At 38.2% G+C, this 7,983-nt stretch carries 9 protein-coding genes; 5 read left to right on the plus strand and 4 right to left on the minus strand.

The window, feature by feature from the left end:
- Window positions 1-435: 435 nt before the first annotated feature.
- Window positions 436-1,011, minus strand: coding sequence for a dihydrofolate reductase family protein (locus tag AC1DND_RS21230; RefSeq protein ID WP_477584623.1), 576 nt, complete (start codon window positions 1,009-1,011; stop codon window positions 436-438).
- Window positions 1,012-1,460: 449 nt separating this feature from the next.
- On the opposite strand from AC1DND_RS21230, the gene AC1DND_RS21235 reads away from it, so the two are divergent.
- The 5 genes from AC1DND_RS21235 (at window position 1,461) to AC1DND_RS21255 (ending at window position 4,257) form a co-directional block, all read left to right on the plus strand.
- Complete coding sequence (locus AC1DND_RS21235; RefSeq protein WP_477584624.1) at window positions 1,461-2,024, plus strand: hypothetical protein; 564 nt, start codon at window positions 1,461-1,463, stop codon at window positions 2,022-2,024.
- A gap of 271 nt (window positions 2,025-2,295) precedes the next feature.
- The gene (locus AC1DND_RS21240) at window positions 2,296-2,901 is read left to right on the plus strand and encodes a hypothetical protein (protein WP_477584625.1); all 606 of its coding nucleotides are present in this window, start codon (window positions 2,296-2,298) and stop codon (window positions 2,899-2,901) included.
- 34 nt (window positions 2,902-2,935) lie between these two features.
- A complete protein-coding gene (locus tag AC1DND_RS21245; protein ID WP_477584626.1) occupies window positions 2,936-3,337 on the plus strand; it encodes a hypothetical protein in 402 nt (133 codons plus the stop codon).
- A gap of 66 nt (window positions 3,338-3,403) precedes the next feature.
- Window positions 3,404-3,685, plus strand: coding sequence for a hypothetical protein (locus AC1DND_RS21250; RefSeq protein WP_477584627.1), 282 nt, complete (start codon window positions 3,404-3,406; stop codon window positions 3,683-3,685).
- Window positions 3,686-3,951: 266 nt separating this feature from the next.
- Window positions 3,952-4,257 (plus strand): VOC family protein, encoded by a 306-nt coding sequence (locus AC1DND_RS21255; RefSeq protein ID WP_477584628.1) that lies wholly within the window; start codon window positions 3,952-3,954, stop codon window positions 4,255-4,257.
- A 179-nt stretch (window positions 4,258-4,436) separates the two neighbouring features.
- On the opposite strand, the gene AC1DND_RS21260 is transcribed toward AC1DND_RS21255, so the two are convergent.
- From AC1DND_RS21260 to AC1DND_RS21270, 3 genes are all read right to left on the minus strand, one after another.
- The gene (locus tag AC1DND_RS21260; RefSeq protein WP_477584629.1) at window positions 4,437-4,799 is read right to left on the minus strand and encodes a hypothetical protein; all 363 of its coding nucleotides are present in this window, start codon (window positions 4,797-4,799) and stop codon (window positions 4,437-4,439) included.
- Window positions 4,800-4,889: 90 nt separating this feature from the next.
- Entirely contained in the window at window positions 4,890-7,337 is a 2,448-nt protein-coding gene (locus AC1DND_RS21265) for a TonB-dependent receptor domain-containing protein (protein WP_477584630.1), read from the minus strand.
- Window positions 7,338-7,473: 136 nt separating this feature from the next.
- The coding region (locus AC1DND_RS21270) for an outer membrane beta-barrel protein (RefSeq protein WP_477584631.1) at window positions 7,474-7,983 on the minus strand (510 nt) is incomplete at its 5' end.

A 7,983-nucleotide genomic window follows, 5' to 3' on the forward strand; every position in this document is an offset into this window, starting at 1 on the left:
ATGTACAAATACACCGATACGAACAAATTGATCGATAGTACAAGCACCGATTCAATAGCAGATTCGACCACCAATGCTCCAGCCGACGTTAAACGTTAAGGAATAATGACAAACAAAAGCGCTCATGCCCAAAAATATGGGCGTTTTTAATGATGTACCAAAACCAATCTTCCAATGTTAGGTTTCGCCCCCACCCTCCTGAACCCGGATTAATACGCTAACAGATTGCTTCATATGTTTTCTTCGTTTCGGGGTACAGCCCAATGTTAAATAGCCCTGATGGAAGTGGATCCCGATTTAAGCACTAGTTTTTACTTTTTTTATTGTGTGATTGCTTGTTTCACAGGTTTCATCGGGGGAAACGGACAGCAGGACCGAAGCCAGCCCAAGGATTACAGCCCATGCGCTCCAAAAAACCTTTCAACTCCAAACTAATTAACTTCCCAGTTCTCCAACATATTGATAAGTATTCAGTTGCACTCCTGTAGGCGTAGTTTTCGTGCTCACAAAAGCCAGTTCCCGCGCATTGGCGGTTTCAGAAAAGAAACGTTTGCCCGTGCCCAGCAATACCGGGTATACCATCAGCACAACCTCGTCAACCAGTCCATGTTCCAATAACACAGCAACCACAGTCGAACTTCCATACACGATCAGGTCAGGGCCTTCTGCTGATTTGAGGTCGCGAATACGCTTTACGATGTCAGTGCCTAAATCTTCAACAGGTCCCCATTCGAGGCTGTCGGGCCTATGAGTGGCCACGTATTTTTTGCCGTTATTTAAACTGTTCGCCATCGGATTATCTCCAGCCTTTGGCCAGTACTGGGTCCAGCTATCGTAGGTTTTGCGGCCTAACAACAGATCGATGTGAGTACCCTGCGCCTCCAATACTGCTGCTAAACCTTCCAGGCTCCGGTAAGGTGTTGTCCATCCGCCATGTGCGAAATCCTCGCTGTTTTCGTGCTGCATCACGCCATCAAGCGAGATATGTTCCATTATTTTGATCTTTCTCATCTAATTTTCTATTGATTTGATGATGATAAAGTTACAACAGAAGAGCAACGCGCATGAGGGGCAATCGTGACAATAACGAGGCGTTTTTATGACCTTTTGCATTTGATATAAGATGGTTACCGGAGTATCTTCCATTTTTACCGCTTACAAGATCGTTATTAGGGTGTTATAACTTATACGGCCTTATATTTCTTATATGGTTAAGTGCTTAGTTGTTTAACAGAAAGCCAATTGGAAGTGGTAAAGGATTTGGAAACGAGTGGTCCTGTACTTTTCGGGCAACGCAGCCCCGCCATTCGCTACAATCTTTTTGTTGCTGTTATCCTGAGCTTGTCGAAGAAGCAACAAAAAGGATTTCTGCTACTGTCAGGTTTATTGAGGAGGGCTTGTAGCTTTTGGCAAGGTTGAATAGCGATTGTTATATTCATATGCCTTTACCGTTCCGATTGATGAACACGAACGCTTATCATCAAGAATGCTTTCGAAAAGCGGGTTTTAATGATAAACTGACGCCTTATTTAAAAGGTTTTCCATTCTATAAACTCTCAGAAATTACTGATAACAACTTAACCAAACTCGTCATTGACCATACGCAAGAAATGAGAGATGGAAAATATGAACGACAACAGGCTGCAACATTTTTTGGCGGTTATGTTTTGAATATTGATGGGCAAGACAAATATTTTCCTCAATGTTGCGGAGGCCTGAGTGATATCATGTATTGGGACAGACTTTCAATGCTACAAAATACTTATTACGAAGGACACCCTGCCCCACAGATCAAATTTGATGGCGACAATATCGTATTTGATTTTTCGGTTGACGAATTTGATGAACCCTTCCAACCTACACCACAAGAAATTACGCTGTCAATTGATCGACATGAACTCAAAAAAGCAGTTGAAAAAGCTAAAACAGCACTTCAATATTTTGAAAAACGTCTTGATAAAATAAATGATATCGAAAAACTAAACATTGAAAACATTGGCGGACTTTTAATTTGGAACGATTAAAACTACTGAATAAGATATTAATAGATAAGTGCCCCACAAATCACAGAGATATCCCCATTCTAGCTCAAGTCTTAGCGCTCCGACCCAAGTAAAGGCCAGACTTGTGCTTTAAAAGTCTCAAATGAATCTATCTAAATTTCGGAAAGCATAAGTTCACAATGTCCTTTATACAAGACCGAAGCCAGTAGCGCTAGCACTTCTTGATTTAGTTGCACCAAAGTTTAAAAATTCTTTATCTTGTTGCCACTAAATTATACGAGATCTTAAAAACATGAAATCAAAATTGCCTTTGTTTCCTGCCATTCTGTTGGCAACATTTTTAATAAGCTTTACAAGTACAAATGAAATTACACCATGTTATATTTCATTTAAAACGGCAACGAACCTTACTGCTGCCAGTGCAGACAGATTGCCAGAAAGTTCAGAAAAGGTAAGGATTCTACCAACGGCTGCTGGACAAGTTCAAGTAACCAGAACAGATGGTTATAGAATATTGTACAATAACAACAAGAAAGCTCCATTCGTAAACTTGAAAGTTGAACTTTCCGAACAAAAAGCATATAACCAGGACAAAAAGAACCTTATTGATAATCTGAAATTTTTAAACTCACATACAACGGGTATGGAAACTAAAGATTTGATCGAACTTGAGTTTAATGGCTTTAAAGTTTACGGACTCAGCAGAGCAACAATAGAAACAGGCAGCACCTTAGGAACATTTATTATGTTTCCAGGAAACGGTGTAACGGTTTACTTCTACTTTAACAATATGAAACCGGAATACAGAAATTTTGAGAGTGTTGGCGACTATAAAAAACAACGCGACCGGTTTATGAATGAGTACACCAAATACTTAAAAATCTGCAAGGAAAAATAAGCGCGATGATAGAAACCAAACCTAAACTAACACTATGAGTTGGGACATTGTAATATTTAGCTCCAGGCAAAAAATAAGTGCTATTGAAGAAGTAGACGAAGAATTACTTGTAGCAATAGATTTCAACATTATTTTAGAAAAGCACTTTACCAACATTACTACTAGCGAAAATTGGAGAGAAATAAAAGGCGAAGGATACGTTGTAGATTATATTGTTGATACCGAGCCTGTAAGCAATAAAGTATTTAATCTTTATGGAGGGGCCGCACTTTTTGAGTTAGTAAGAGTTGCTAAAATTTACGACTGGCAAATATTCAATATGGGAAATGGAGAGATGCTAGACCTTGAACATCCTGAAAAAAATGGGTACAGCAATTTCCAAAGTTATTTGCAGCACGTTTTAAAAAATACAGATAGGCAATTAATGCATCAGTAGATATACACATAAAATTTAGTGGGTTAGCAATAAAACTTTTGACTTATAACGAATAGAAATAATATCATGAACGACCCGCAAATAAAAAATTTCATAGAAAACTACAATGTATCTGAGACCTATATCAAATCTTTCAACTCATTATTGGATCAAAATACCTGTGCAGATTTAGACATTAGCAACAAGAATATTTCAATAGAAACCGAAAACCTTGATTTTGAACTGCTTGATGGAGATGCGATTGCTTTCAAAAGCCAAATTGATCAAGATGGAAATAAAATAGGTTATTATAGATTGGTTTTCGCCTTGAATGGGGCATTAATAGATGAATTTTTTGTGATTTACTGATGTATTAAACATGCAGATTGTACGGATTTATGCGGATTAAATTAATATACAAGCTTCTCACACGATGAAACACCCAAAAATTGTTTTTGCCTTTTTTATCCTTTGGTTATTACTTGTTTTTATCTGGTATAAAACGGGCAGAAGCCGAAAAACTGAAAATGATAAGCTACTAAAGAACAACATTGAATTTACAGGCACTCTAAAATCTGTAAAGGTCTCCCGAAATCATTGTTTTGCAATAATCTCAATTGACAATGTAAAAAGTAATGCCTGATTTTTACAGTTTACTTGGGCTTAAATTTGAATATCATAAACACGATAGTTCACCTTATCATTATTCAGCTACAATTAAGGGAACTATTCTTGAAATTTATCCCTTGGCGAAAAACCAAACTGAAGCAGACAGGAACTTAAGGTTAGGTTTTGGTATAGAAAATTTTGATCTAGTGATGTATGAATTAAATATATTACAAGCTGATTTTGTTCAAGAGCCAACCCAAACAGAATTTGGTTTTATGTCAATAATTATTGATCCCGATGGACGGAAAATTGAATTGTATAAAAACAGTTAAGTGATCCTTTCTTCGTGTACTTTGCGGTTAAAAAAGCTGCGGAAATACATTGAAACAATTAAGATTCCCGCCTGCGCGGGAATGACGATCGCATTAAATTGTTAGTTTAAACATAGTCGAAGACCACCCAACTTAGTGTCCTCTGCGCTTTCTCTCTGCAATCTTCGGTTAAAACACGATTATTCCGTTAATTTCTGTCTAATCCCTTCAGTAAGTTTTTTCACTTTCATATAGCCTGCCAAAGTGCTGTTCCGCTTATCGAAGTCGATCACTAACCAGCCTTTTTTGGCTTTAAGGTTAAACTTATCACTGCCGTTTAAGTTTACGAACAGATCGATATTCTGATCTAACGGAAGTTCATTATTCAAGGCACTATCCAGGAATTTTTCCAGTTTATCCGTTTTATCTTCGGCATACTTTGCTTCAAATTTGAAACTAGTATCATTATCGGTAGCATTTATAGATAAATAACCGCCACTATTATGGCATCCGTAACCTAAAGCGGTAAATAAAATTGCGATACTGTATATTATATTTTTCATTGTTTTTTGGTTAATTGTTTAAACTGATTAACTGTATAAATTGGTTAATGGGAGATTTACTACCCAGACTTTAGACTAAGGACTAAAAAACTAACCGCCTGCTCTTCCCTTAATATCATCGGTAGCCGTATTCCTGGACCGGGCTGATTTTACATTCTGGTTCCCGAAATTATAGCTGATGCTGAAATTTGCCCTTCGGCTGGTGTAACGGTTCACTACGTTCATATTGATGTTCTGATAAACCAGTTTCCCTTCCCAATGGTTGGTAAGTAAAATATCATCCATATTTAAACGGAGTTTAAGCTTTTTATTCATTAAAGTTTTCTGGATTCCGGCATTTAAAGCTCCCTGGTAAATGGTGGTTTGCTCTACACCCGAAACCCGTGGGGAGTTTAGCCATGCACTAATTTCGATACTAAAATTTTGAGGTAAGGTAAAGGAATTGGAGGTAAAAACATTTACCGCAGCCTTACCCGCACTGTATGCAGCACCTTCAATATTTCCGTCATTAAATTTGCTGTAATAAACACTTACATTATTTTGAATATTCCACCATTTCGTAACMTTGATGGGAACATATAAATCTGCAGAATAATTCTGGAAGCGGCCTAAATTCTGGCGGATTACACTGATCACCCGGGTGGCATCATCCTGTTTACTAATTTGTGTAATCATATCACGGGTATTCGAATAGCTCAGCGAAAAAGAAGCTTGTTTATAACTGTAACTGATCTGGTAATTATCAGTAAACTGAGGTTTCAGATAAGGATTTCCCTGATCAACCGCCAAAGGGTCCATGTAAAACACAAATGGATTAAGCTGTTGGTAATTCGGACGGTCTACCCTTCTGCCATAAGCGTAACGGATGTTATGGTTTTCACTGATCTTCTGATTAACAAAAACCGTTGGAAAAACAGATAGATAGTTCCGGTCTACTTCTTTCTGGTCGGTTACAGAAGTGCCATTAGAATGTGTGTGCTCCGCCCTTAAACCCAGCTGAATCTGCCACACCTTCCATTCTTTAGATAAACTCCCATAAATGGCATTAATATTTTCTTTATATACAAAGTTGTTCGATTTACCCAGATCATTTTGCCATACACCAGATACCAACTGCTCAGAAATAAAATCGTTATTCGTAACTACATAGCTGCTTTTTAAGCCCGTTTCAATTTTCATTGTTTTAGAAAGCGGCAAAGTGAAATCCGTTCTGGCGGCATACACATTGATCTCGGCATCCGTATTATTTCTTAAACTGGTTTGGTTGGTTGGGTTGCCGTTTGCATTTAAATAATTGGCCAAAAAATTTTCATCTTTTTTATTGCTGAAACCCGAATAATCTACATCGAAAGTAAGGCTCTTGCCTTTTTTATCGAAATCGTGTTTAATGTTAAAGTTGGCCGTTAAATTAGCCGCCGGAGAGCTCGAATTGGCATCCTGCAAAATATAGCTGAGGTTCGAAGTTCCATTCTGCACTGCATTAATATTGGTATTGCTAAAATTGGTCAGTTTGGTGTTTACCGTATTGGCATCCAACATTACCCCAAAAATGGTTTTCTCAGAAGCATAATAATCTGCGCCTAGTTTCCCCTGAAAACCAACACCTTTATTTTTACGGTCGAAATTTTGCGTAAGTGAACTGGCCAAACCTTCAGATAAAGTGGTACGGGTTAAAAACGTATTGTTAAATTGGGCTTTGCGTGCCACGGCACCATTTCCAAAAATGTTCCATTTCCCCTGCCTGTGATTTAAGTTCAGGTTTACCCCGGCACGGAACAAATCGCTGGGCGAATCGGGCATAATGCCCTGCCCAGTATTAACAGAAACCGTACCATTGGTACCATAAGCTTTGTTGCGTTTTAGTCTGATGTTGATGATCCCTGCATTTCCGGCAGCGTCGTACCTGGCAGATGGATTGGTAATGAGTTCGATGGTAGAAATCTGATCGCTGCTCATATTGCTCAACAATGTGGTAACATCAGCACCAGATAGGAAATTCGATTTTCCATCGATCATCACCATCACACCACTTTTATTATTCAGTTTAATCTGGTCGTTTTGGCGGTCGATCTGCACGCCTGGGGCTTTCTCTAACACTTCTAAAGCCGTGCCTCCAGTTGCAATAATGCTATTTTCTACATTCAGCACCGTTTTATCGATCTGATGTTCAATAAAAGGTTTTTTGCCCTGAACGCTTACTTCTTTTAATTGTTTGCTTAAACTTTCGATACCGATGGCTGGCAACTTTAAATCACCATTGACTGAAAAGTGATCCGTATTTTTACGCTTAAAACCAACGATCGAGATCGACAGCAGATACTCACCGTTTTTTAACTGGTCGATTGTAAAAGCGCCCTCTATATTGGTCGATACACTTTTAACCACCGTGGTATCAGGATAATTTAAAATCCGAACAATGGCAAACGACACCGGAACAGTCTTTTCATCGACGATTTTTCCCGTCAAAGTATTTAATTTCTGGGCAAAAGAAGCCCTACACGCTATTAAGCATGCAACTAGCGTAAGTAATATTTTCATGATTTCTTCTTTTTTAGGCGTTCTATTTTTATGCCGAGACAAATCTGTTATTGCGAAACACAGTCGGTCTGGAACTTCTGCCTCCAAGCTTTCGCCCCCAGACTCTCAACTCCAAACTCCAAACTTAGAGTCCAGACTAACCCCCAGCTCTTCCCTTAATATCATCTGCCGCCGTTTTCCGGTCCTGGTTTGATTTTAGGTTTTGGTTGCCAAAACTATAACTGATATTGAAAGATACTCTTCTACTGATGTAATTATTCTGCACCCTTAAATTTACATTTTGATAATCAAGCGTTCCTTTCCAGTAGTTGGTTTGAAAAATATCATCAACATTTAACTTAAGTTTTAAAGCTTTGTTCAGGAAACTTTTCTGCACACCTATATTTAAAGCATACTGATAAATAGTGGTCCGTTCTAAACCCCTAACTTTTGGTGAGTTTAACCAGAAATTGGTTTCAAATGCCCAGTTATCGCCCAAAATAATTGAATTTACAGTATTAAAATTGTAGAAGACTTTACTTAAAACAAAGGGGGCGCCCTCTAAATTATCGTCATTAAATTTATTATAAGAAACCCTAAAATTGTTTTGCAAATTCCACCATTTGGCAATGGTTACCGGAACAGATAACCCGGCCGAGTAGTATTC

This window comes from Pedobacter sp. 01N416, assembly GCF_056399685.1.